General features: G+C 71.9%; 16 protein-coding genes. 6 read left to right on the top strand and 10 right to left on the bottom strand.

What is annotated here, in order from left to right; genetic code table 11:
- Nucleotides 1-60: 60 nt before the first annotated feature.
- The 4 genes from ABZ079_RS12500 (at nt 61) to ABZ079_RS12515 (ending at nt 7,998) form a co-directional block, all read left to right on the top strand.
- Nucleotides 61-768 carry a GntR family transcriptional regulator gene (locus ABZ079_RS12500; RefSeq protein WP_356939369.1) on the top strand — a complete coding sequence of 236 codons (708 nt, stop codon included), beginning with the start codon at nt 61-63 and terminating at the stop codon, nt 766-768.
- 91 nt (nt 769-859) lie between these two features.
- On the top strand, nt 860-2,389 hold the full coding sequence (locus ABZ079_RS12505) for a hypothetical protein (RefSeq protein ID WP_356939370.1): 1,530 nt from the start codon (nt 860-862) through the stop codon (nt 2,387-2,389).
- 31 nt (nt 2,390-2,420) lie between these two features.
- Nucleotides 2,421-3,311 (top strand): hypothetical protein, encoded by an 891-nt coding sequence (locus ABZ079_RS12510; protein ID WP_356939371.1) that lies wholly within the window; start codon nt 2,421-2,423, stop codon nt 3,309-3,311.
- 37 nt (nt 3,312-3,348) lie between these two features.
- Nucleotides 3,349-7,998, top strand: coding sequence for a hypothetical protein (locus ABZ079_RS12515; RefSeq protein ID WP_356939372.1), 4,650 nt, complete (start codon nt 3,349-3,351; stop codon nt 7,996-7,998).
- Between the two features lie 3 nt (nt 7,999-8,001).
- Here the strand turns inward: ABZ079_RS12515 and ABZ079_RS12520 are convergent, their stop codons facing one another.
- The 9 genes from ABZ079_RS12520 to ABZ079_RS12560 form a co-directional block, all read right to left on the bottom strand.
- Nucleotides 8,002-9,552 (bottom strand): GMC family oxidoreductase N-terminal domain-containing protein, encoded by a 1,551-nt coding sequence (locus ABZ079_RS12520; protein ID WP_356939373.1) that lies wholly within the window; start codon nt 9,550-9,552, stop codon nt 8,002-8,004.
- A gap of 37 nt (nt 9,553-9,589) precedes the next feature.
- Nucleotides 9,590-11,161 (bottom strand): amino acid permease, encoded by a 1,572-nt coding sequence (locus tag ABZ079_RS12525; protein ID WP_356939374.1) that lies wholly within the window; start codon nt 11,159-11,161, stop codon nt 9,590-9,592.
- Nucleotides 11,162-11,180: 19 nt separating this feature from the next.
- Nucleotides 11,181-12,647 (bottom strand): aldehyde dehydrogenase family protein, encoded by a 1,467-nt coding sequence (locus ABZ079_RS12530; RefSeq protein WP_356939375.1) that lies wholly within the window; start codon nt 12,645-12,647, stop codon nt 11,181-11,183.
- The gene (locus tag ABZ079_RS12535) at nt 12,640-13,770 is read right to left on the bottom strand and encodes an aromatic ring-hydroxylating dioxygenase subunit alpha (protein ID WP_356939376.1); all 1,131 of its coding nucleotides are present in this window, start codon (nt 13,768-13,770) and stop codon (nt 12,640-12,642) included. Before ABZ079_RS12535 ends, ABZ079_RS12530 begins: the two co-directional genes overlap by 8 nt.
- Before the next feature lie 11 nt (nt 13,771-13,781).
- The gene (gene solA / locus ABZ079_RS12540) at nt 13,782-14,936 is read right to left on the bottom strand and encodes an N-methyl-L-tryptophan oxidase (RefSeq protein ID WP_356939377.1); all 1,155 of its coding nucleotides are present in this window, start codon (nt 14,934-14,936) and stop codon (nt 13,782-13,784) included.
- 107 nt (nt 14,937-15,043) lie between these two features.
- On the bottom strand, nt 15,044-17,569 hold the full coding sequence (locus tag ABZ079_RS12545; RefSeq protein WP_356939378.1) for an FAD-dependent oxidoreductase: 2,526 nt from the start codon (nt 17,567-17,569) through the stop codon (nt 15,044-15,046).
- Between the two features lie 44 nt (nt 17,570-17,613).
- Entirely contained in the window at nt 17,614-18,249 is a 636-nt protein-coding gene (locus tag ABZ079_RS12550; protein ID WP_356939379.1) for an MBL fold metallo-hydrolase, read from the bottom strand.
- A gap of 17 nt (nt 18,250-18,266) precedes the next feature.
- Entirely contained in the window at nt 18,267-19,352 is a 1,086-nt protein-coding gene (locus ABZ079_RS12555) for an S-(hydroxymethyl)mycothiol dehydrogenase (RefSeq protein ID WP_356939380.1), read from the bottom strand.
- Between the two features lie 226 nt (nt 19,353-19,578).
- On the bottom strand, nt 19,579-20,418 hold the full coding sequence (locus ABZ079_RS12560; RefSeq protein ID WP_356939381.1) for an IclR family transcriptional regulator: 840 nt from the start codon (nt 20,416-20,418) through the stop codon (nt 19,579-19,581).
- A 301-nt stretch (nt 20,419-20,719) separates the two neighbouring features.
- Here ABZ079_RS12560 and ABZ079_RS12565 point away from each other — a divergent pair, with 301 nt between their 5' ends.
- Nucleotides 20,720-21,043 (top strand): bifunctional 3-phenylpropionate/cinnamic acid dioxygenase ferredoxin subunit, encoded by a 324-nt coding sequence (locus tag ABZ079_RS12565; RefSeq protein WP_356939382.1) that lies wholly within the window; start codon nt 20,720-20,722, stop codon nt 21,041-21,043.
- A 130-nt stretch (nt 21,044-21,173) separates the two neighbouring features.
- Complete coding sequence (locus tag ABZ079_RS12570; protein WP_356939383.1) at nt 21,174-22,361, top strand: FAD-dependent oxidoreductase; 1,188 nt, start codon at nt 21,174-21,176, stop codon at nt 22,359-22,361.
- A gap of 252 nt (nt 22,362-22,613) precedes the next feature.
- Here ABZ079_RS12570 and ABZ079_RS12575 read toward each other — a convergent pair whose 3' ends face one another.
- Complete coding sequence (locus ABZ079_RS12575; protein ID WP_356939418.1) at nt 22,614-23,147, bottom strand: hypothetical protein; 534 nt, start codon at nt 23,145-23,147, stop codon at nt 22,614-22,616.
- Nucleotides 23,148-23,425 lie beyond the last annotated feature (278 nt).

The raw sequence follows: 23,425 nt of genomic DNA on the forward strand, positions 1-23,425 counted from the left end.
TTCAACGATCCTTCAATACCCACGTTGTTTCGTCCTGGTGTCTGCGATTGAATTCCGGGCATGGCAGAGCAGCTGGCGGGACTGGCCGACGACCGCGCCCTCCTGGGGCGTACGAGCACGGCCGAGCGGGTTTCGGACATCCTGAGGAGCCGCATCGCCGACGGGTACTTCCCGCCGGGCACCCGGCTGTCGGAGGACGGCATCGGCCAGGCGCTCGGGGTCTCGCGCAACACCCTGCGCGAGGCGTTCCGGCTGCTCACGCACGAACGCCTGCTGGTCCACGAGCTCAACCGGGGCGTGTTCGTCCGGGTGCTGACGGTCGAGGACGTCGAGGACATCTACCGCACGCGCTCGCTCGTCGAGCGCGCCGTGGTCCGGAGTCTCGGCGAGCCGCCGTACCCGCTCCAGGGGCTCGCCTCGGCGGTCGCGGAGGGCGACACGGCGGCCGCCGAGAACGACTGGAAAGCGATGGGTACGGCCAATATCCACTTCCACCAGGAGCTGGTCGCCCTCGCCGGCAGCGAGCGCACCGACGAGCTGATGCGCAGCGTCTTCGCCGAGCTGCGGCTGGCCTTCCACGTCGCCGACGATCCGCGCCGGCTGCACGAGCCGTACCTCGCCCGCAACCGGCAGATCCTGCAGGCCCTCCAGGCGGGGGACCGGGCGGCGGCGGAACGGTTGCTGGAGACCTACCTCTCGGACTCGCTGCAGCGGATCGTGGAGGTGTACCGCCGGCGGGTCGGCGAGGATGGCACCGGTGTCTCCTGAACCTCTTCCCGGCGCCTCTTGAGCTTCTGTGACGCCCGTCGCTTCTGCGTCGTTTGGGTCGTTGTCAGACCGAGGACCTAGTCTGTGCACCGTGACTTCGCCTGCATCGACGGACAGCGTTCCGCCCCAGCTCAGCGCGGGGCCGCGCCCTGCTCCGGGCCCGGCCGCCGACGAGGGGCTGGCGCGTCGCCTGCGCGCGCTCGCCTGCACCGCGCCGCTGCACGACCTCGACGCGCGCAAGGCCAACCTGGCCGGTGAGTACTCGGTGTACGGGATGGCCGAGGTGGCACTGGCCGCCATCGACCTGGTCACACTCAACATGGACTTCGACACCGGCGCCGACCACGAGCAGATCGTGGCCCGGCTCGTCCCGCGCATCGCCGCCCAGGCCCCTCACCGGCCGACCGCCGAGCACGAGCGCGTGGCCCGCTGGGTCATGGAGAACCTGATCAACGTCGGCAGCGTCGACCGCGGCTTCCGCGCCGTCTACGGCACCTTCGCGCCGGACGGCACCTACGTCCGCCGCGACTACGACTTCAAGCTCATCGAGGAGGTCCCCGGCCCCGGCGGCACGGTCTACCTGCGGACCACCGACGAGGCGGTCAACGTGCTGGTCGGCGCCCTGGACACCGACGTCACCAGCGCCCAGATCGCCGCCGAGGTCAAGCTGGAGGTGCTGATCAGGCGTGGCCGTCTGGCCGACGCCCAGCTCGCCGCCGAGCAGGCCCGCTACCGCACGGTGCAGTACTCCGAGACCCTGCGCCGCGCCCTGGACGCCACCCGGCGCAACGTCCGCGCGGTCGACTGGCTCAACGCCGTGCCCGACATGATCGCCGAGGCCCTCGAGCACGTGGCCGAGCGCTACCGCCACGAGAACGCCATCCTCACCAACATCCGCAAGGCCAGGGACGAGACCGAGGACCCCGAGCACAAGCGCCGCGCCGCCGAACTGGTCGACATCGTCAAGGACTGCATCCGGCGCCACACCCAGCTCCAGTCGCGTCTGCTGGAGGCAGGCCCGCTGTTCCGCGCCGAACAGGACCGGCAGGCCTTCGCCGCGCCGGCGACGACGTCCGGGATAGACCTGTACGGCCATCTCGTCGCCCCCGTCCTGCCGTTGCCGCTGGAGCAGGCGATCCGGGTCACGGACGCGTTCTTCGCGAACGGCACGGGGCTGCGGACGCCGGTGTCGGTCCGGATGGCCGATCTCGTCGACATACTGCTGACGCCGCCCGTGGAGCGGGAGCACCTGGGCGCGGAGATGCCCGAACCCGATCTGATCGCGACTCCGGACGACAGCCGCTTCAGCGAGGAGCAACTGGCCGCCGCCACGGAACTGCTGGATCTGCCGGCGGACGCGCCGAGGAGACTGTCCGGGCTGCTCGCCGAGGCACGGCGGACCGGCGACCCCGACCTGGCCTATCTCGTGGCACTGCTGGCCGTCCACGCGGCCAGCCCCGCCGTGGGCACCGCCTACCGGCAGGGCGAGGAGAAACTGTTGTTCGCCGTGGACGACGGGACCGAGCTGGACGATCCCGAGTTCGGTGGGGCCGATCTGATCGTGGGGACGGCACTGCTGGATGCGGCGGGGATGGCAGCGGACCGGACAGAAGCAGCATGAGTGAGCAAGAACGCGACAAGGAGTCAAAGCCGTGAGCGAGCACGTCGAGTGGAGTGACACGGAGGCCCCGGCCCCGTCGGCATCCGCCGCCGTCACCCCCGCCGACGCCGCCGACGCGGCGCGGCTCGTCGCCTTCGGGCTGCAGCCCAAGCTGCAGCCCGCGCGTGACCAGGAGTACACGGAGCTGCTGCGCCGCCACCGCGACGATCCGGCCTTCGCGCGACTCGCGGACGCCGTCGCCACCGGTCTGGGGCTCGTCGTGCTGGAGGTGTCCCCGCGCGCGGGGATGGCCGTGACCGCGGCCGAGGACTCCGTCTTCGCGGTCCGCATGGGCGACTACGCGCGTCGCACCGCCGCCGACTCCGGCGACCGGTTCCTGCACGGGCTGGCCCATCTCGCCGTCGCCGCGCTGGCGTTCCCGCGCCCGGAGGACCTGGCCGACGACACCTACTTCGGCCGCGTCACGGTCAACGGCGTCGACGCCTTCGTACGGCAGGCCTGCCGGCGCCTGGAGGAGCGCGCCGAGGAACAGGGCGAGAACACCGACCCGGCGTCCGACGCGCCCGGCCTGGAGACCGCCTGGCGGATCTGGGCCAGACGCAGCGCCACCGGCGCCACCAAGGACGCCCGCCGCCCGGCCGCCTCCACCACCGGCATCGTGGCGAAGGCCCTGGCCTTCCTCACCGACTCGGGTTTCCTGCAGCGCACCGGAGACGACAACGGCGGCACCTACCGCACCACGGCCCGCTACCAGCTCCAGATCCGCGACATGGCCGGCAGCGCCGCCATGGCCGAGCTGCTGGAGCTGGGCGTCGTCCCGGTCACCGACGGCACGGCCAGCCTGCTGCCCGCCGAGGACACCGACGACCTGGACCTGGTGGCCGACGCCGGGCTGCCGTTCCACGCGCCTTCGCACTCCTGAACCCCCCGATCTGCCAGAAGACTGACGAGAGTCCGCCATGTACGAGCTGTCCCGGGTCCGCCTCTACTCCATCGGGCCCGCCGGTGCGCGCTACGCCGACACCGTGCTTGACCTGCGGGGCGTGGGCGAGCCCGTGCCCGACCCGGCGCCGACGCAGGCGGAGTTCTTCGCGGAGGAACCGTCCGGGCCGCCGCGCCGGCCCGCGCCCGCGGGCGTGCTGTTCCTGGAGAACGGTGGCGGCAAGTCCGTCCTGCTCAAGCTGATCTTCTCGGTGATGCTGCCGGGTCACCGCAATACCCTCGGCGGCGCCAGCTCCGGTGTGCTGCGCAAGTTCCTGCTCGCCGACGACTGCGGGCACGTGGCCCTGGAGTGGCAGCACGTGCTCACCGGCGAGTGCGTCGTCGTCGGCAAGGCCAGCGAGTGGCGCGGACGGCAGGTCTCCAACGATCCGCGGAAGTTCGCCGAGGCCTGGTACTCCTTCCGGCCCGGCCCCGGCCTGAGCCTGGACAACCTGCCCGTCGCCGAGTCCACCGCCGTCCGGCCGCCCGTCGAGGGCACCTCCGGCGCCCAGGGCCGCCGCCGCACCATGAAGGGCTTCCGCGACGCCCTCACGGAGGCGGGCAAGGCCTACCCGCACCTGGAGGTGCACTGGGAGGAGACCCACGACCGCTGGATCGAGCACCTCGGCGACCTCGGCCTCGACCCCGAACTCTTCCGCTACCAGCGCGAGATGAACGCCGACGAGGGCGAGGCCGCCGGTCTCTTCGCGGTGAAGAAGGACTCCGACTTCACCGACCTGCTGCTCCGCGCGGTCACCGACACCCGTGACACCGACGGCCTCGCCGACCTCGTCAGCGGCTTCGGCAACAAGCTCGGCCGACGCGCCGAACTGATCGCCGAACGGGACTTCACCGCAGGCTCCGTCGACCTGCTCGGGCGGATCGTCGAGGCCGCCGAGGCCCGCGCACGCGCGCGTGACGTCCACGCCGGCGCCGAGCGCCGTACCCGCACGCTGGCCCGGCGGCTGTCCGCGCGGGCCGTGCGGGAGCGGGTGCGGGCCGCCGACCTCGCCCAGCGGGTCACGGCCGCCGCATACGCCGTCACGCACTCCGAGGGCGCGCGGGAGCGCAGCGCCCTGATCGCCGCAGAACTCGCCTACCGGCACGCCTCCCTGGCGCTCGCCGCCGCCGAGAAGTCCGCCGCCGCGCAGAAGCGCGAGCTGGCCGACGCCCGCACCCTGCACTCCGCCTGGCAGGCGGCCGAGGCCGTGCTGCGCCACCGCGCCGCCGCCGACCGTGTCGCGCGCGTGTCCACCGCGATCCAGGAGGCCGAACGGGACGCGGCCCCCGCGCTCGCCGCCCGTGCCAAGGCCGCCGTGGACCTCGTACGGGCCCTGCACGCGGCCGCCGGGAGCGCCGAGGCCCTCGCCAACGAGGAGGAGGAGCGCTCCGCCGCCCTTCAGGAGGTCAGCGACTCCGCCTACCGTGACTCCACCTCCGCTGCCACCGAGGCGCAGCGCGCCCGCAGCGAGGCCGGACATCTGCGCCAGCGGCTCGCCGAGGTCGAGCAGGAGACCGCCGAAGCCGTCCGCGCGGGCTGGCTCGACGACAGCTCCCCGGACGCCGACCCCGCGCGTGCCGCGCTCGCCGCCAGCGACGCCGAGAAGACCGCCGTGGCCGCCTGGGACGCGGCCCGCGAGGCCGCACGCAAGGCCACCGAGCAGGCGCGCGAGGCGGCCTCCGCCGAGTCCCGCGCGGAGCTGACGGCGGCCCGCGCGGCCGACGCGGCGAGCGCGGCCGAGCGTACCTATGAGGCCGAGCGGCGCCTGGCCGAGTCGCTGGCCACCGAGGAACGGCTCGCGGAGCTGCTGAGCCTGCCGGGCGCACCCGGAGCGGCGCGCGTGGTCGTGCCCGCACCGCGCACGGGGGCGGACGACGGCACGCGCGACGGGCAGGCCACGGGCTCCGGAGACGTGGCCGAGGGCCCGCTCACCCCCGAGGAACTCGACCGGTTCGCCGACGAGCTGCGTGAACTCCTCGACGACGCCGTGTCGACCGCCGAACGGCACCTCTTCGAACTCCGTACGGCAGCCGCCGACGACGCCCGTATCCTCGGCGCCCTCGGCGACGGCGGACTGCTGCCGCCCGGCCCCGACGTGCTGGCCACCGTCGAGTTCCTCGGCGAGCACGGCATCCCCGCGCTGCCCGGCTGGCGCTACCTGGCGCAGGCCGTCGACCCGGCCGACCACGCGCGCGTGCTCGCCGCCCGCCCCGAGCTGGTCGACGGTGTGATCATCACCGACCCGGACACGCACGCGCGTGCCCGCGAGACCCTGGGTGAAGCCGCCCTGCTGCCCCGCTCCGCCGTCGCCGTCGGCACGGCCGCCGCCCTGCTCGCCCCGACCCCCGCCGCCGACGCCGCCCCCGGTGACGTCTTCCTCGTGCCGCCGAACCCGGCCATGCACGACGAGCACGCCGCCGACGAGGAACGACAGGCCCTGCGCGCGCGGGCCACCGAGCGCGACGAGGGGATCCGCGGCCTCGCCGCCCGGCTCGGCAAGGACCGCGAACTGGCCGCCCGGCTCGCCTCCTGGCGCACCGGCTGCCCCGCCGGGCGCCTCACCGAACTGGCCCAGGCCGCCCAGGAGGCCCGCGCGTTCGCCGGGGAGGCCGAGGCCGAACTCGCCGAGACACGGACCATCCGCGCGGAGGCCGACGAGTCCGCCGCCGAGGCCGTACAGATCCGCGACGAGCGGCAGGAGGCCGCGCAGAAGGCCCGCCGCGCCGCCGACGCCCTGGCCGGCCTCGCCTTCCGGCTCCGCGAGCGCGCCGGCTGGCAGGTGAAACTGCGCGAACTCGCCGACGAGGCAGCCGAGTCCGAGGCCCGCGCCCAGGCATGCCTGGAGCGCGCCCGCGCCGCCGACGAGGACCGCCGCGCCGCCCAGCGCGCCGCCGACGATGCCCGCCGCACCGCGCGCGCCCTGCGCGCCGAGCGCTCCGAGATCGCCGGCGCCCCCGACGACGTACCGGTCGAGGACGCGGACGCCCCGAAGGCGTCCCTGCCCGCGCTTCGCGAGGCCTACCGGGCCGCCTCCCAGCTGTACGAGAAGGTCGGCGTCGGCGCCGACCTGCGAGCCGAGCAGGCTCGCGCGGAGAGCGACGAGAGCGCCGCCCGCGCCGAACTGGACCGGCTCAGCAACAAGGTCCGTACCCGGGCCGAGCAGCTCCTCCAGTCGCCCGACGGCTCCGACGGGCCCTCCCGGCAGGCCGCGGCCACGCGCGCGGAGGAGCTGGTGCAGCTTCTGGAGACCCGCATGTCGACCGCGAGCGAGCAGCTCGGCCGGCTGCGCGGCGAGGCCGAACGGCTCGCACCCGAGGAAGGCGAGGCGCACACCGAACTGCCGGAGGAACTAGCCCCGCGCGACGCCGAGCACGCCCAGGCACTGCTGCGTACGGCAACGGCCGAACTCGCCGCCCGCACCGAGGCGCTGGCCGAGGCCCGGGAGGCGCACGCGGAGCTGCTGGAGGCCCACCGCGCCGCCGAGGACGCGGCAGGCGGCTTCGACGAGATCGCCGCGATGCTCCGCGACCTGCTGCGCGAGCAGACCCCCGAGGAGGAGCAGGAGGAGCCGGAGCCGTACCCCGGCAGCCTGGAGGAGGCCCGGCACTCCGCCGCCGAGACCCGCCGCTCGCTGCGGGGCTGTGCCGGCGACCTGTCCGCCGCCGAGGCGGCCGTGCGTGAGGCGAGCGACGTCCTCGTCCGCCATGCCAACTCCACCCGCTACGAGCAGGTCCGCACCCCCGCCCGGCAGCAGATCCGTGAACTGCCCGCCTCCGCGCTGCCCGAGCACGCCCAGAAGTGGGCGGACGCCTTCGCGCCCCGGCTGCGCGTCCTGACGGACGAGTTGGCCCAGCTGGAGCGCAACCGGGACTCGATCGTGGACCGGCTGCGCGGTCTCGTGGAGTCGGCCCTGGCGACACTGAGGTCCGCGCAGCGGCTCTCCCGGCTGCCGGAGGGGCTCGGCGAGTGGTCCGGGCAGGAGTTCCTGCGTATCCGCTTCGAGGAGCCCGACCAGGCCACGCTCACCGAACGGCTCGGCGAGGTCATCGACGAGGCCACGCGCGCGGCCGTGAGGAAGAACTCCGACCTGCGCCGCGACGGCATGTCCCTGCTGCTGAGGGGGGTCGCGGCAGCGCTCCAGCCCAAGGGCGTGGCCGTCGAGATCCTCAAGCCCGACGCGGTACTGCGCGCCGAGCGCGTCCCCGTCGGCCAGATGGGCGACGTGTTCTCCGGTGGTCAGCTGCTCACCGCGGCCATCGCGCTGTACTGCACGATGGCCGCGCTCCGGTCGAACGACCGGGGCCGGGACAAGCACCGGCACGCGGGCACGCTGTTCCTGGACAACCCGATCGGCCGCGCCAACGCGACCTATCTGCTGGAGCTTCAGCGGGCCGTGTCCGACGCGCTGGGCGTGCAGCTGCTGTACACCACGGGCCTGTTCGACACGACGGCGCTGGCGGAGTTCCCGTTGGTCATCCGCCTGCGCAACGACGCCGACCTCAGGGCGGGCCTGAAGTACATCAGCGTGGAGGAGCACCTCCGGCCCGGGTTGCCTCAGCAGCCCCAGGCCGGAGAAGGGGTGCGCAGCGAGATCACGGCGACGCGGATGTACAGGAAGCCGGCGTAGCCGTCAGGCGTCCTCCTTCACAAGGTCCGCGCACTTCTCGCCGATCATCATGGTCGTGATGCACGGGTTGACCGCGATCAAATCCGGCATGACCGACCCGTCCGCGACCCGCAGCCCCTCGACCCCCTTGACCCGCAGCCGCGCGTCGAGCGGGGCCGAGGGGTCGTCGTCCGCGCCCATCTTCACGGTGCAGGACGGGTGGTAGACGGTGTTGTGGGTCTTGCGGATGTAGTCGAGGAGTTCGTCGTCGGTACGGACATCCGGGCCGGGCGCCAGCTCGGCGCCCGCCCAGCCGCTCAACGCGGGCTGTGCGGCTATGCGACGCGCGAGCTTCAGCCCGAACGTCATCACCCGCACATCGTGCTCGTCCGTGAAGTACCGCGGGTCCACCCTCGGCTTGTCCCGGTAGTCCCTGGTCCGCAGCCGTACCGTGCCGCGGGACTTCGCCTTCGTCACGTTCGGCGTCAGGCAGAAGGCGTTCTCCGAGGTCGGATAGCCCCAGCGCGCGGTGTTCATGTCGAACGGCACCGAGCCGTAGTGGAACATCAGGTCGGGGCGGTCCAGGCCGGGCTCGGTGTCGTAGAAGACGCCCGCCTCCCACCACTGGCTGGAGGTGGTCGTCATGGGCTGCCCGGCCTGCCACATGATGACGCCCTCGGGATGGTCCTGGAGGTTCTCGCCGACCCCGGGAGAATCGACGACGACCCCGACGCCGACCTCGCGCAGGTGCTCGGCCGGGCCGATACCGGACAGCATCAGCAGTTTCGGGGAGTCGATCGAGCCGCACGAGACGATCACCTCGCGCCGGGCCCGGACCGTGCGCGAGTGCACCAGGTCGGGGTCCAGGTATTCGGCGCCCACGCAGCGCCGCCCCTCCAGCACCAGCCTCTTGGCCCGCACGCCCGTCCGGACGTCCAGATTCGGACGTCTGCCCAGCACCGGGTGCAGATAGGCCACCGATGACGACTGGCGGATGTTGTTCTCGTCGGAGTTGATCTGGAACCAGTTGGCCCCGCGCACCACCGTCTTTCCGGTGTTGAACGGGACCGTGGGTATGCCGGCCTGCGCGCATGCCTCCAGCAGCGCCGCGCCGCACGGGTCCCCGCCCTTCAGCGTGCGCAGCTTCACCGGCCCGGTGCGGCCGTGGTGGTCGCCGGGCGCGTCGTTGTTCTCCAGTCGCTGGTACAGCGGGAACAGGTCGGCCGCGCTCCAGCCCGTGCAGCCCTGGGCCGCCCAGTCGTCCAGGTCCTCCGCGGGAGCCCAGAAGGCGATACAGGAGTTGTGCGACGAACAGCCGCCCAGCACCTTCGCGCGCGCGTGCCGCATAAAACTGTTGCCGTCGGCCTGTGGCTCGACCGGATAGTCCCAGTCGTAGCCGGACTCCAGCAGCCCCATCCAGCGCTCCAGTCTGAGCACGTCGTCGTCGCCGACGTCGCTCGGGCCCGCCTCGAGGACGCACACCGTCACCGAGGGGTCCTCGGAGAGCCGTGCCGCCACGACGTTGCCCGCGGTGCCGCCGCCGACCACCACGTAGTCGAACTCGTCGATGCTCATGAGCAGTGACCTCCTTGCCAGCCGGAATCAGGCGGAATCAGTCGGCCGCCGGAGCGGTGAGGGGAGCGGTCGGGGTGGTGGACGCGGCCTCCAGTCGGTGTTCGGCGAGGACGCCGGTGCGATGGCGCTGGACGAACCAGTAGTAGGCGAAGCCGCCGCCCGCGATGACCGCGACGAACAGCACCGCGCCCCAGCGCAGGTACCAGTGGTAGGGGGCGGCCGCGTTGTAGACCGCGGCCCGGGGCCAGATCAGGTTGATGGTCATGGCCGCGCCCCACACCACGGCGACGATGTTGACGAGCAGCCCCCAGCGGCCCAGCGAGAACCTGCCCTCGCCGGCGGGCTGCCACTTCCCCCGCAGCCGGGCCACCAGCATCGGCGCGGTGACGCCGAGATAGGCGAGGTAGATCATGACGATGCCGATGCTGGTGACGACCGTGAAGATCTGCGGCTGGCGGATGTTGACCACCAGGATCGCCAGCGCCAGAACGCCGATGATCACGGCCGGCAGTACGGGAGTCTGGAAACGCGGGCTGACCCGGGCCATCAGCGAGGACGCGGGCAGGTTGTTGTCCCGGGCCATCGCGAACGCCAGCCGGATCGCCGCCGTGTGCACGGCCAGCGCGCACACCGTGACCGCGATGAGCACGCACCAGAGCATCGCCTTGCCGGCCGTCGGGCCGAGCACGTCGAGCACGGCGTACTGCAGACCGTCCGTGGACAGCTTGTCGCCGTTGAGGCTGGAGACGCTCATCAGCGCCAGCAGCAGCACCAGGCCGCCCAGGACGAACGAGGCGACGATCGCGCGGATGATGGCGCGAGGGGCGTTACGGGACGGGTCGAGCGACTCCTCGCCGAGCGAGGCGGCGGTGTCGAAGCCGTACATGACGTACGCGGACGCCAGCGAGGCCACCAGGAAGGCGCCGAGATAGCCGGTGGAGTAGCCCGTGCCCGTGTGGTTCGTCTGCAGGACGACTTGAGGGCCCCGGGTGATGTGGACGGCGAACAGGATGATCAGGACGACGGTCGCGATCAACTCAATGAACACGCCCGCGGTGTTGATCGTGGCCATCAGCTTGACGCCGAAAGCATTGACCAACGTGGTGAACAGGATCAACACGGCGGCCAGAATGACCGCGTTGGTCGCCACGTCGTACTTGCCGGAGCCGTCTCCGACGAACTGGAACGTGGACGAGATCTGTGGCAGCGTCAGCTGATAGGCCAGCGCCACCGCCGAGATGGACACGATCGACGCGATCAACATCATCCATCCGGCGAGCCAGCCGAGATGCGGATTGCCGATCTTCTTCGACCAGTTGTAGACCGAGCCGGCCACCGGATAGCGGGCGGCCAGTTCGGCGAAGCACAGGGCCACCGCGAACTGGCCGACGAAGACCATCGGCCACGACCACCAGTAGGCGGGGCCGCCGCTGCCGTAGCCGAAGTAGAACAGCTGGAAGGTGCCGGTCAGGATCGAGATGTAGCTGATCCCGGCGGCGAAGGTGTGGAAGTGACCGAGGGAGCGCTTGAGTTCGGGCTTGTAGCCGAACTCGGCGAGTTCGGCGTCGTCGTGGTGGTGTGGGCCTGGCGATTGCTCGGTGGTCTTCATGAGCGGACTCCTCTGGCTGTCAGTCGAACCAGCCCTGTGGTGCCGGCGCGGTGTTGCGCCAGATGTGCTTCGTCTCGCGGTACTCGGCGAGCCCCGCGGGTCCGAGTTCGCGCCCGAACCCGGACTGCTTGTAACCACCCCATTCGGCCTGCGGCACGTACGGGTGGTAGTCGTTGATCCAGACCGTGCCGAGGCGCAGCGCCGCCGCTACCCGGGCGGCCCTGCCTTCGTCGCGGGTCCATACGGCGCCCGCAAGGCCGTAGATCGTCTCGTTGGCGCGGCGGACGGCCTCCGCCTCCGTGGTGAACCGCTCGACGGTCAGCACCGGTCCGAAGGACTCCTCCCGGACCACCGACATCTCGCTCGTGCACTCGTCCAGTACGGTCGGCAGGTAGTAGTAGCCCGCGTCGTGGCCGGGGCCGGAGGGCCGGGCACCGCCGCAGCGCAGCACCGCGCCCTCCCGAAGCCCCTTCGCCACATAGGCCTCGACCTTCGCCCGGTGGGCCGCCGAGATCAGCGGCCCGGTCTGCGCCCGCTCGTCGAACGGCCCCCCCAGCCGGATGGATCGTGCCCGCCGTACGACCTCGTCCACGAACCGGTCGTGCAGCGCGTCCTCCACCAGCAGCCGGGCCCCGGCGGAGCACACCTGACCGGAGTGCAGGAAGACTGCGGTCAGCGCCATGTCGGCCGCCGCATCGAAGTCGGCGTCCGCGAACACGATGTTGGGGTTCTTCCCGCCGAGTTCGAGCGCCACCTTCTTCACCGTGCCGGCCGCTGCCGCCATCAGCCGGCGGCCGGTCTGCAGACCTCCGGTGAAGGAGACCAGGTCGACATCCGGATGGTCACCGAGCGGGGCCCCCGCCTCGGAGCCGGCACCCAGCACCAGGTTGGCCACGCCCGCCGGCAGCCCGGCCTCCGCCAGCAGCCGCACCAGATGGATCGCGGTGTGCGGGGTCAGTTCGCTGGGCTTCAGTACGAAGGTGTTCCCGGCCGCCAGCGCCGGCGCGACCTTCCACGCCGTCTGGAGCAGCGGATAGTTCCAGGGGGTGATCAGGGCGCAGACGCCGACGGGCTCGTGCACCACCCGGCTGTCGACGTCCTCCCGGCCGGTCTCGATCACCCGCCCGGCCTCGCTCGCGACCAACCGCCCGAAGTAGCGGAAGCAGTTGACGACGTCGTCGACGTCGTACGCGCTCTCCACCGACCGCTTCCCCGTGTCCAGGGACTCGGCGCGGGCCAGGCTGTCCCGGTCGCGGATCAGGAGGTCCGCCACCCGCAGGAGCAGATCGCCGCGCTCCACGGGTGACGTGCCCGGCCAGGGACCGGTGTCGAAGGCGCGCCGGGCAGCCGCGACGGCCTCCACGGTGTCCTTGCCGCCCGCCTCGTCCACGACCCCGACGAGGGAGCCGTCGGCGGGACAGCGGATCTCGCGGGTGCGTTCGTCCAGGGCGCCGCGCCACACGCCGTCGATGAAGAGGTCAGGCATGGGCGTCTCCCAGCCGGGTCAGCAGCCACTCGTGGAAGATAGCGAGGTGGTGTTCGTTGGGGACCAGCACGCCGCCCTTGCGGTAGGCGCGCGAGGACATCGCCGGCTGGGTTCGCTCGCATGCCTCGAAGTCCTGGACGTTGACACGGTGGAACAGTTCCACGGACTTCGACACGTCCGCGCCCGACGCCACCACCTCCGGCGCGTACAGCCAGTCGCACTCCACGACCGTGCGGTCCTCGGCCAGCGGGAACATGCGGTGCAGGATCACATGGTCGGGGACGAGGTTGACGAACACGGTCGGCTTGATCGTGATGGCGTAGTAGCGGCGGTCCTGGTCGGCGCTGACTTCGGGCAGCCTGGCGAAACCGGCGCTGCCGTCCACCGTGAAACCGCTGATCTCCTCGCCGAACTCCGCGCCGTGGCCCACGTAGTACTGGGCCGCGTATCCGTCCGCGAACTCCGGGAGGACTTCCGTGAGTTCGGGGTGGATCGTCGCGCAGTGGTAGCACTCCATGAAGTTCTCGACGATCAGCTTCCAGTTGGCCTTCACGTCGTAGGTGATGCGCTTGCCGAGGGCCAGCTTCTCGGGGCCGTAGTGCTCGATGGCGGCCGCGTCGCCGAGCCGCTCCACGGCCGCCCGCGTCACCGTGTCCTCGAAGGGAGGCGGTTCGTCGGCGAGGCACACCCAGGCGTAGCCGAGCCATTCACGCAGGGTCACCTTGATCAACCCGTACCCGACCCGATCAACGTCCGGCATCTTGATCAAGTTGGGTGCCGCGATCAACTTGCCGTCAAGGTCATACGTCCATGCGTGGTACGGACACTGCAGACTGCGCCGCACCTCGCCGGACGCCTCGGTGCACAGGCGCGCCCCGCGATGCCGGCACACATTGAGGAACGCGCGCAGTTCTCCGGTGCGGGTACGGGCGATGATGACGCTCTCCCGGCCCACCTGGGCGGTACGGAAGGCGCCCGGCTTGTCCAGATCGGCGCTGCGGACCGCGCAGAACCACATGGATTCGAAGAGCTTCTCCTGCTCCAGCCGGAAGACCTCCGGGTCGGTGTAGTAGGGGCCGGGAAGCGTCGCGATGAGGCTCGGGGAGATCGGGGTCGTCGTCACGGGCGTGCTCCTCAGGCGGGCGCGGTGGCGAGGCGGGCGGGGTCGAACAGGCCGATCGGGTGCGCGGTGGAGCCGGTCAGGGCCAGGTCGGCCAGGATCTCGCCGACGACCGGCACGAACTTGAAGCCGTGCCCGGAGAACCCGCAGGCCACGGTCACCGACTCCGGGTGGAGGGGATGCCGGGCGATCACGAAGTGCTCGTCCGGGGTGTTGGAGTACATGCAGGTGGCGGCCTTGAGGAAGGCGCCGGGCAGGTCCGGGACGCAGCGGGACATGTGGTCGGCCATGGCCCGGATCTCGTCCTTGTGCACGGTCCGGTCGATGGTCTCCGGTGTGGTGACCCGGCCCTTCCGGAAGAAGGCGACCTTGGCGCCCAGCCCGGGTCCGTCGATGGCCGGAAAGCCGTACACCTGGACGCCGGCCGCGTCCTCCCATATGTAGACCGGGTGGTTCCGGGGGACGAACCGCTCGGTGCCGCCGTGCGGCTGGAACCAGTACATGACCTGCCGCTCGATCGTGAACGGAACCCCGAGATCGGTGAGCAGCTCCGGGGCCCACGCGCCCGGGCAGATCACCAGCCGGGCGCCCGTGTACGTGTTCTCGGCCGTATGGACGCGCACCCCGTCCCGGTACGGCTCCCAGCGCAGCATCGGCTCCTCGAAGTGCAGCTCGGCGCCCTGCCGGGTGGCCAGCTGCAGGTGCGCGGCGACGGTGTTCTCGGGCCGGAGCAGGCCGGCCTTCTTCTCGTACAGCGCCACCTCGTCGTCGTCCGGGTTCAGCGTCGGGAAGCGGCGGCGGATCTCCTCGGCGTCGAGCATCTCGTGCGGCAGGTCCCACTGCTGCGCCGAGCGCAGCGAGCCGGAGACGGTCCGTGAGTCCGGGCGCCCGACCATCACACCCCCACTGAGCACGGCGATCTCCCGGCCGGTGGCCCGCGCCAGGTCCTCGTACAGCTCGTAGGCGCGCAGCAGCAGCGGTACGTAGGCCGGGTCCTCGAAGTACGACTGCCGGGTGATCCGCGAACCGCCGTGACTGGAGCCCCGGTTGTGCACCGGGCCGAACTTCTCCAGGCCGAGCAGACGCGCGCCGCGCGCGGACAGGTGGTGAGCGGCGGCGCTGCCCATGCCGCCGAGACCGATGACGATGACGTCGTAGGTGGGGGACACGCTTCGGGCCTCCTGAGCGGATGGGGCGCGCCCCGTAGGGGCGCGGGGAACTGCGCGACCGGCCACGGACGGCCGTCCGTCGGACAACGGCCGATCCAGCGGAGCGCCTAGCGACGGATACGGGTCATCCTCGGGTCGAACAGCGGCTCGTCGGCGACCGTGGCCGGGACCTTCTCGCCGAAGTACTCGATGTGCACGCCCGTGCCGGTGGCGAGGCCGGCCGGCAGCCAGGCGTAGGCGACGCAGCGGCCGAGCGTGTAGCCGTACGACGCGCTGGTCACGTAGCCGGCCGGGGCGCCGTCGACATAGACCGGCTCCTTGCCGAGGACCACGGAGGCGGGGTCGTCCAGGAGGAGCGGGGTGAGCCGGCGGGTGGGCTCGGCCAGGCTGCGCAGGGCCTCCTGGCCGACGAAACCGTCCTTGTCCATACGGACCGCGAAGCCGACGCCGGCCTCGAAGGGGGTGTGTTCGTCGGTCATGTCGGTGCCCCAGGCCCGGTACCCCTTCTCCAGGCGCAGGGAGTTGAAGGCGGAGCGGCCGGCGGCGATCACACCGAGTTCCTGCCCGGCCTCCCACAGCGTGTCCCAGAGCCGGAGACCCAGGTCGGCGGTGGTGTACAACTCCCAGCCCAGCTCGCCGACGTAGCTCAGCCGCATCGCCGTCACCGGCACATGCCCGAGGTGCGTCTGCTTCGCGCGGAAGTAGCCGAAGCCCTCGTGGGAGAAGTCGTCGCGGGTGAGCGGCTGGACGAGGTCGCGGGCCAGGGGACCCCAGACGCCGATGCAGCAGGTGCCGGAGGTGATGTCCCGGATCTGGACGTCCGCCGGCGCGTGGCGCAGGAGCCGGTCCAGGTCGGCGGGGGAGTTGGCGCCGACCTGGAAGCGGTCGGGGGCCAGGCGGGCGACGGTGAGGTCGGAGCGGATGCCTCCGGCCTCGTCCAGGAGGAGGGTGTAGGTGACCGCGCCCGGCCTCTTGCGCAGGTTGTTGCTGGTCATCCGGTCGAGGAAGGCGAGGGAGCCGGGGCCGGTGACCTCCAGGCGGCGCAGCGGGGTCATGTCGTACAGCGCGACCTTCTCGCGGGTCGCCCTCGCCTCGGCCGCGGCGATCGGGGACCAGTAGCGCGCGGACCAGGCGTCGCGCTCGGGGAGGTCACCGAGGGCGTCCACGAGCGGGGCGTTCGCCTCGTACCAGTGCGGGCGCTCCCAGCCGGTGCCCTCCAGGAAGAAGCCGCCGAGCTGCTGCTGCCGGGCGTAGAAGGGGCTGACGCGGAGGGGCCGCGGCTGCTCCATCGGCTGGAGGGGGTGGAGCACGTCGTACACCTCGACGAACTGCTGTGAACCACGTTCACGGACATACGACGGTGCACGCTGCGCGTCTTCGAATCGCGTGAGGTCGCACTCGTGCAGGTCGATGGACGGCCGCCCGTCGACCATCCATTCGGCCACCGCCTTCGCCACCCCCGCGGAATGGGTCACCCAGACCGCCTCGGCCAGCCAGAATCCCCGCAGCTGCCGCGCCTCCCCGAGGACCGGCATGCCGTCCGGGGTGAAGGAGAAAACCCCGTTGAACCCGGTCTCGATCTCCGCCCTGCGCAGGGCGGGCAGCAGCCGCCGGCACTCCTCCCAGCTCGGCGCCCAGTCTTCCGTGGTGAACGGGTACGAGGACGGCATCTCCATGTCCTGGGCACGCGCCTCGTCGTACGCCGGCACGGCGAACGGGTCGACCGGCATGGGCCGGTGCGCGTACGAGCCGATGCCGATGCGGTCGGTGTGCTCGCGGAAGTACAGATCGCGGTCCTGGAAGCGGAGGATCGGCCTCGTGGCCTCGGCCGTGGCACCGCTCAGCTCCGGAAGCGGCCCGGTCCTCGCGTACTGGTGCGCCAGGGGCTGCAGCGGTACCTCGACTCCGGCCATGCGCCCGATGACGGGCCCCCAGAAGCCGGCCGCGGAGACGACGTGGTCCGCCGGAAAGGTGCCCCGGTCGGTGACGACCGCGGTGACCCGGCCGTCGTCCTGCTCGATCCCGGTGACGGTGTGCCGGTCCAGGAAGCGGGCACCGCGCGCGGTGGCCCGGTCCATCTGGGCTCGGGCCGCGAGCAGGGCCCGGGCCAGGCCGTCGTCGGGGGTGTGGAAGCCGCCGAGGACGACCGACTCGTCCAGCAGGGGCCAGAGTTCCTTGCAGCGGGCGGTGCTCACCATCTCGCCGCGGATGCCCCAGGCGGCGGCGTAACCGGCCCTGCGGTGCAGCTCGGCCAGGCGTTCGGGGGTGGTAGCGAGTTCCAGGCCGCCGACCTGGTCGAAACAGGAGACACCGTCCACTTGGAGGGAGCGGAACTTCTCGACCGTGTACGTGGCGAACTCCGAGAGCGTCTTCGAGGGGCTGGTCCGGAAGACGAGTCCGGGCGCGTGGGTGGTGGAGCCGCCCGGGGCGGGCAGAGGGCCCTGTTCGAGGACGGTGACGTCGGTCCAGCCGCGGGCGGTCAGCTCCTCGGCGAGGGAGCAGCCGACGATGCCGGCGCCGATGACGACGACGCGCGGCCCGTGGGTCGCGTTTCCGGGCGTGCGGGGGCCGTCTTCGGAAGTGCGGGGGTGGTCTTCGGAAGTGCGGAGGTGGTCTTCGGGCGTGCTGGACATGCCCCTCCTTGTGGTGGCGGGGATGGCAGGTGCGGGGGAGCCGTTCAGGCAGCGGGGAGGTGGGGCCGTTCGGCGGCGATCGTGGTGTCCTGGCCGTGGCCGGTGTGGACGACGGTGGCGGCCGGCAGGGTGAACAGCCGGTCCCGGACGGACGCCTCGATGGTCGGACGGTCGGAGTACGAGCGGCCGGTGGCACCCGGGCCGCCGTGGAAAAGCGTGTCGCCGGTGAAAACGGCGTCGAGGAACGGGGCGTACAAGGAGCAGCTGCCCCAGGTGTGACCGGGAGTATGGACGACCTTCAGCTCGATGCCCGCGACCGAGAGCACACGGCCGTCGAACAGCTCGCCGTCCGGCTTGTGGGCCGGGTGCGTGTGCGACCACAGTTCGTGGTCGCCGGGGTGGAGCAGTACAGGCGCCCCGGTCAGAACGGAGAGCGCGGGCGCCGCGTCGATGTGGTCGTCGTGGGCATGGGTGCAGACGATGGCGGTGACCCGGCGGCCGGCCGTGGCGCGGTGGATCGCCTCGGCGTCGTGCGCGGCGTCCACGACCAGCACTTCCTCGTCGTCACCGATCAGCCAGACGTTGTTGTCGACGTCGAAGGTCTGACCGTCGAGGCTGAAGGTGCCGGAGATGACGACACGTCTGACGCGGACGGAGCCGTGCACGCCCGATCCGTCCACGCTCGGCCCCTGTGGGCTCACAGGACCACCACCGAGCGCAGCACCTCACCGCGGTGCATCTTGCCGAACGCCTCCTCCACCTGCTCCAGGGCGATCGTCTCGGAGACGAACGCGTTGAGGTCGAGCAGGCCGTACAGGTACTGGTCGATCAGGAACGGGAAGTCCCGGCTCGGCAGACAGTCGCCGTACCAGGAGGACTTGATGGCGCCGCCACGGGAGAAGACGTCGACCAGGGGCAGTTCGACCTTCATCTCGGGGGAGGGCACGCCCACCTGGACCAGCAAGCCCGCGTGGTCGCGCATGTAGAAGGCCTGCCGGAACGTCTCGGGCCGGCCCACCGCGTCGATCGCGATGTCCACGCCGTGGCCGCCGGTGAGTTCCCGGACCGCTTCGATCGGGTCGGCGCCACGGGAGTTGACGGTATGGGTGGCGCCGAACCTCTCCGCCTGGTCGAGCTTCCTGTCGTCGATGTCGACGGCGATGACCTTCATGGCACCGTTCAGGCAGGCGCCCGCGATGGCCGCGTCGCCGACTCCGCCGCAGCCGATGACGGCGACCGAGTCGCCGCGGCCGACGTTGCCGGTGTTGACCGCCGCGCCGTATCCGGCCATCACCCCGCAGCCGATGAGGCCGGCCGCCTCGGGGCGTGCGGCCGGGTCGATCTTCACCGCCTGGCCTGCCGCGACCAGCGTCTTCTCGGCGAAGGCACCGATACCCAGGGCGTTGCTGAGCGGGGTGCCGTCCCGCAGGGTCATGGGCTGCGCGGCGTTGCGGGAGTCGAAGCAGTACCAGGGCCGGCCACGGCGACAGGAGCGACAGCTGCCGCAGGGCGCCCGCCAGGCGAGCACCACGTAGTCGCCGGGCTGCAGATCGGTGACACCGGGGCCGACCGCCTCGATCGTGCCGGCCGCCTCATGGCCCAGCAGGAAGGGGAAGTCGTCGGTGATCGCGCCCTCGCGGTAGTGGAGATCCGTGTGGCACACCCCGCAGGCCTGCACGGTGACGAGTACCTCGCCGGGCCCCGGATCGGGGACGACGATCGTCCGCACCTCCACGGGTGCGCCCTTCTTCACAGCGACTACGGCACGGACCTCGTGTGGCACGACAAGCTCCTCTGCTGTTGCGCATTGCACGATGGGTTGCGCGATGGGGAACATACTGAGAACGGCGTCATAGGGCCGTCAAGGGGTGCGCGTTAACCCTTGGCAAAAGGACCCGCGGGACGAAACCTCTCGGACACACGACGGCGCGGGACCCGGATCCTCCCCGGTCCCGCGCCGTCGTGTGCCCGTGCGCTGTCCGTGCCGCGCCTCTGCCTTGCCGCTCGGGTCAGAAGCCGTACCCCATGCGGCGGGACAGCTCGGCACCCGCCGCCACCGCTCGTTTCGCCACCTCCGGCAGCCGGTCCGGATTCAGCCGGTACACCGGCCCCGAGACGCTGATCGCAGCGATCACCTTGCCGTCGTGCGCGCGCACCGGCGCCGCGACGGCCGCGAGTCCCAGTTCCAGCTCTTCGACGGTGATGCCGTAGCCCTGTTCGACCACGGCCTCCAGTTCGGCGCGCAGCATCGTCGCGCCGGTGATCGTACGGTCCGTGAACCGCGGCAGCTGCCGCGCCAGCAGGCCCTCGCGCAGGGTGGGCGGCATGTGCGCGAGCAGCACCTTGCCGCTGGAGGTGGCGTGCAGCGGGGTGCGTCTGCCGAGCCAGTTCTGCGCGGTGACCGACGCGGTGCCGCGGGCCTGCATGATGTTGACCGCGGCATCGTCGTCGAGCACGGCGATGTTCACCGTCTCGCCCAGCTCGTCCGCGACCTCCCGGCAGACCGGGACGCCTTCCTGGGAGATGTCCAGACGCACTGCCGCCGCCCCCGCCAGGCGGAGTACGCCGGCTCCCAGGTAGTACTTGCCGCGGTCCTTCGCCTGGGCCACCAGGCCGCGGTTCTCCAGGACGCCGAGCAGCCGGAACGCCGTGGACTTGTGCACGTCCAGTTCCTCGGCGATCTCGGTGACGCCCGCCTCGCCGTGCCGGGCGAGGATCTCCAGCACGCTCACGGCGCGGTCCACCGACTGCACCGCACTGGCCGCCCCGCGGCCGTTCTGTCTCTCCGGAGCCCTGGGGTTCTCCGTGGTCTCCTCGCTGCGGTCAGGCTGCTTCTGCGTGCGGGTCATGGCTCAACTCTCACCACCTGGGGGCCCGGTTCGGGCCGCATCTGCGGGAAGCCCTTGACGCGACGGTCGTCCCGCCCGGATTCTGTTGCGTATGGCGCTCGCTCGTGCGCCATACGAAACATCATGTTACCGAAGTGTCCGGATCCCGGAAGGGTGCCGGACCACCCGGACCCCTGACGGTCCGCCACTCCCGTAACACCTCACCGGGCCGGGCCGACCATGGTCCGGACTCCCGCCCGCATCCCTGACGCCTGCATCGAGCAGGTCCCGGACCGAGTGTCCCGGACCGAGAGGGGGGCCCGTGATTCCCGTCTGCCGCCTCGAAGACCTCCCCGAGGGCGAGTCGGTCCGCGTCGAGACCACGCCACCGGTCGCCGTGTTCCGCACCGAGCACGGCGAGCTGTACGCCATCGACGACACCTGTACCCACCAGGACGCGTCCCTCTCCGAGGGCTGGCTGGAGGGCTGCCTGGTCGAATGCCCGCTGCACGCCGCGTCCTTCGATCTGCGCACCGGCGAGCCGACCTGCCTTCCGGCCCGGCGCCCCGTCCGCACCCACCGCGTCACCGTCGAGGACGGTGTCGTCCACGTCCACCTCGCGGCGGAGGAGGGCACAGCCGCATGAATGCCGCCGCCAGGAGCCGGTTCGGTCGGCCCGGTCGCACGGACACCCCCTTCTCCACCACCCCCTGTCCGGCCGCTGCGGAAGCAGCCGGTCCCCACCGTCCCGCCCGTGTCGCGAGGAGCCGTGCCCTATGAGGACCGTGACCATCGTCGGCGCGTCCCTCTCCGGGCTCTACGCCGCCCGTGAACTGCGCGCCCAGGGCTTCGACGGCCGACTGGTGATGGTCGGCGAGGAACCGCACCGCCCCTACGACCGCCCTCCGCTCTCCAAGGACTTCCTCACCGGGCTCGCCGACGAGGACCAACTGGCACTCACCGACGCCGACGAGACCGCCGACCTCGACGCCGAGTGGCTGCTCGGCGTCCGCGCCCGCGGACTCGACACCCGCGGCCGCACCGTGCTTCTCGGCGGCGGACGGACGGTCTCCACCGACGGCGTCGTCATCGCCACCGGCGCCGCCGCCCGCCGGCTCCCCGGCGACAGCCTCGCCGGCGTACACACCCTGCGCACCCTCGACGACGCCCGCGCCCTGCGCGCCGACCTCACCCAGGGCCCTCGCCGTGTCGTCGTCATCGGCGGCGGCTTCATCGGCGCCGAAACCGCCTCCTCATGTGCCCGGCTCGGCCACGCGGTCACGGTCGTCGAGGCCGCCCCCTTGCCGCTGGTGCCCCAACTCGGCGCGCACATGGCCGCCGTGTGCGCCGCCCTGCACCGCCGTGGCGGCGTGGAGCTGATCGCCGGGACCGGCGTGGCCGGGCTGTGCGGCACCGTCACCGTCACCGGCGTCGACCTCACCGACGGCAGCACACTGCCCGCCGACGTGGTCATCGTCGGCATCGGCGCCGTCCCCAACACCGCCTGGCTGGTGGGCTCGCCGCTCGCTCTGCACGACGGCGTGCTGTGCGACGACGGCTGCATGACCGCCCTGCCCCAGGTCGTCGCGGTCGGCGATGTGGCCCGCGTCGGCGGCACCCGGGCCGAGCACTGGGCCTCCGCCACCGAACAACCCCGGGTCGCCGTGACCAACCTGCTCGCCGGCCGCGTCCGGGAGAGCGTCCACACGGTGCCGTACTTCTGGTCCGACCAGTACGGCGCCCGCATCCAGTTCGCGGGCCGGTACCGCGAAGGTGACACCGTCCGTGTCACCGAGGGCCAGATCACCGACGGCCTGCCCGGTGAGGCCGGTTTCCTGGCCCGCTATGAACGGGACGGCCGTACCGTCGCCGTGCTCGGTGTGGACCGTCCGCGCGCCTTCATGCGGGCCCGGCGTGAACTCCAGCGGGAGGAACGGCAGCGGGTCGAGCCGGCGGTGCTCTGAGGGGCGGCACGGGCACCGAGCGCGTCCGGCTCGGCGCCGCCCGGACGAGACGATTCCTGATGAGACCCGTCCGGACGAGATCCGTCCGGTCCGGCTTCGCGGGGTTCGCCCGGTTGGGTTCGGCTCGGATGGGCCCGGTTCGATACGGCCCGGCTCGCTCGGTCCGGCTCTCTCGGGCCGAACCCTGTTCAGCCCGGCTCACTGAGGTCAGCGCCGCTCGGTCCCGTTCGGTACCGTTTCGTCGGCTCCGGGTCAGGAGTGCGACAACTGCCCGGTGCCGCCCCCTCGGCGTATCCGCTCGGGCTCGCCCAGGGCCGCCCGCTCCTGGCGCCGGCGGGCGCGCCGCTCCCGCCGGAGCGCCCGGGCCGTGCTGCTCGGCTCGGAGACCACGCCGTACCGCTGGTTCCACACCTGGCGGGTCACCCATACGTCGACCACGGCCCAGGTGGCCACCACCGTGCTCACCACGCTGCTGATCACCATGGGGAACGCCAGCCAGGACCCGGCCATCGTGCACAGGAAGGCCACCATCGCCTGGATCAGCGTCACCGCGATGATGATGACCGCGCGGACCACCGCCGTACGCACCGGATCCGGCGTCGGGTGCCGTCGCGCGGGCTCCTCGACCCACAACGGCCGGGGTATCTGCTGCTGTTCGCCGCTGGTGGACTCCCCGACGCGCCCAGGCGCCGGAATGTCGCGATCCGGCGCCTTGAGGCCCCGCCGCGCCACCGGGCGCTCCGCCGCGCCCTGCTCGGGCGCCTCGCGCCGCTCCGCCGTGCCCATCATTGTCACTCCCCACCGCCGGCAGACCGCTCGCCCCGGCGTCCGAAGACTCCGTCTCCCCAGTGGCTGCCCGGCTTGCGTTGTTTTACGCCGCCGGGATGCGGGATGCGGCTCCTGTGGCCCATTCCGTCCCCATCTCCCGTAGGTGACGACGAACGAGATCGCGCAAAGATTCCCGAACGCCGAATAAATCCAGCCAACCCCCCACGCACACCTCCGAGTCCGACCCCGGCACAACCCACCGAATCGCGGTGGCAATCTCCCGTAATGCCCGGACA

It is taken from the genome of Streptomyces sp. NPDC006314, assembly GCF_040613075.1.
Classification (GTDB): domain Bacteria; phylum Actinomycetota; class Actinomycetes; order Streptomycetales; family Streptomycetaceae; genus Streptomyces.